3 protein-coding genes are annotated in these 2,060 nt (G+C 63.7%); all 3 read right to left on the bottom strand.

The genetic code is table 11. The features are described from left to right. The coding region (locus tag C7477_RS18620; protein ID WP_181418484.1) for a P-loop NTPase family protein at positions 1–428 on the bottom strand (428 nt) is incomplete at its 3' end. Between the two features lie 139 nt (positions 429–567). Next, positions 568–1,032, bottom strand: coding sequence for a CopG family transcriptional regulator (locus C7477_RS18615; RefSeq protein ID WP_110754819.1), 465 nt, complete (start codon positions 1,030–1,032; stop codon positions 568–570). Positions 1,033–1,037: 5 nt separating this feature from the next. Beyond that, a partial coding sequence (locus C7477_RS18610) for a type IV secretory system conjugative DNA transfer family protein (protein WP_181418483.1) occupies positions 1,038–2,060 on the bottom strand: 1,023 nt, incomplete at its 5' end.

Here is a 2,060-nt window from a genome sequence, read left to right as displayed (position 1 = left end):
CGCAGCGTCGCTGCCTGCTCCGCCGTCATGATCCCGGCGGCGACATAATCGTCGAGCGTGAATACGGCGACGGCGGGCTTGCGGATAGCGAAGGCTGGTGCGGTGACCACGGGCGGCAGCACCCCCTCGAAGCGCTCGCCCGTCTCGGGCAGTTCCGCGGAAACGCGGGGACTGCGGGAATGAACCTCCGCGCCGACATGATGCGCGACGAGGCGGATGATTCGCTCACCGTCGGCGGCGGACAGATGCTCCCCCGTATAGGCCAGCCCCTCTGAAAGCTGGTCGACCCAGAGCCTCCCATCGGGGTTGAGCATCACCTCTATGATGGCGGGATCTTCCAGAAACCGTGTGATCGAGGCTCCAAGCGCCGTGCGCAACATCCGCGCGCCACGTGCGATCGCTTCCGGTTTATGGTGAGTGGCAGTCATCTCGGCCCCGTTTTGGCGGGGCGTAAGGATGTTCCCCGCAACGGGGATGATTAAGAAAGCCGGAAATCCGGGTGATTCAACAAGGAATTAGCGTCGTAGGGGTATAGCGTGCAAATACAGGAGAACGGCGGTTTTGCTCCTATCCGCTATCGCCCAACGTAATGGCTTGGCTCATTCCCCTCTCCGGCGCGTCGATATCCTCGGAAATCTCCTGCCGAAGCTTCGGCCCCTTTGCCAGTCGGCGTCCGAGAGCGGTGACGAACGCCTCGTAGCGCTCCCCGGCCTTGGCGCGCGCGGCCTGCGCGGCCGGTTCGGGTAGCGCGGGCGTGGTGGCGAGCCAGAAGCGAATGAACACGGCCAGCGTCTCGACGGCGATTCCGACATCCCGCTCAAGCCGGGTCATGCGCCGGTCCAGCTGATCGAGACGCTTGGCAAGTATCGCCTCGCGCCGCTCGGCATCGTCGGGCGACAGAAAGGACGCGATGGCAGCTTCTGCAATCAGGGACATCGACTGGTCACGGCGCGCGGCATAGTCGGAGAGCATCCTCATGATGTCCGGCTCGAGATAGACGGAGATCTGTGTCTTCTTCTTTCGGCTGGCCATCGCAGCTACAACTCCATGCCGTCGTTCGGATCGAGCGATACCTGGCGCGCCATGCCCTGCACAAGCCGCGCAAAGTGCCTGCTGGCTGCGGCGCCGTCATCATCATCGGGCGGATCGAACTCGTTTTCTATCGGCGCTTTCTTCTCGATGGGCCGCACGCGGCTGAGTTCCGGCTGCTGCCGCCGTTCGGATTCGGTCGGATCCTCGTCCGCGCTTTCCCTCCCCTTCGCCATATCGGTGAGTTCCGGCCGCGGCAGCAAAGCCAGTGCGCTCCAATCGTCGGCGTTTGGATGCGTTGGGAGCGAGAGCGCCGGCGGTGGCAGGATACGCTCCTTGAAGCGGGCATCCTCGTAATAGCGAGCCTTTTTCGCCCGGATCGGTGGTGTGCCGGCAACCATGACAATCTCATCGGTGGGCGGAAGTTGCATGACCTCGCCCGCCGTCAGCAGCGGGCGCGCGGTTTCCTGCCGCGAGACCATGAGATGGCCAAGCCAGGGCGAGAGCCGATGCCCGGCATAGTTCTTCATCGCCCGCATCTCGGTTGCGGTACCGAGCGCGTCGGAAACACGCTTCGCGGTCCGCTCGTCATTGGTCGCAAAGCTGACGCGCACATGGCAGTTGTCGAGGATCGAATTGTTCGGTCCGTACGCCTTCTCGATCTGGTTCAACGATTGCGCGATCAGGAAGCTCTTCAGCCCATAGCCCGCCATGAAAGCGAGCGCCGACTCGAAAAAATCCAGCCGGCCCAAAGCCGGAAACTCGTCGAGCATCAGCAGCAGCCGATGGCGGCCTGTCTTCGCCTCCAACTCCTCCGTCAGCCGCCGGCCGATCTGGTTGAGGATCAAGCGGATCAGCGGCTTTGTGCGGCTGATGTCGGAAGGAGGCACCACCAGGTAGAGCGTCGTCGGCCGCGCCCCGCCGACGATGTCCGAGATCCGCCAGTCGCAGCGCCGCGTCACCTCGGCGACGACGGGATCGCGATAGAGGCCTAGGAACGACATGGCGGTCGACAGCACGCCTGACCTTTC

The sequence above is a fragment of the Paramesorhizobium leguminum genome (assembly GCF_003217235.1).
GTDB classification, from domain to species: Bacteria; Pseudomonadota; Alphaproteobacteria; order Rhizobiales; family Rhizobiaceae; genus Paramesorhizobium; species Paramesorhizobium leguminum.
The sequence above is the reverse complement of the archived record's forward strand: the minus strand, read 5'-3'. Positions and strand labels throughout refer to the sequence as shown.

What these genes read in the sequence shown, in the direction of transcription:
- C7477_RS18615 (WP_110754819.1), bottom strand. Translation starts at nt 1,032, where the DNA reads ATGGCCAGCCGAAAGAAGAAGACACAGATCTCCGTCTATCTCGAGCCG.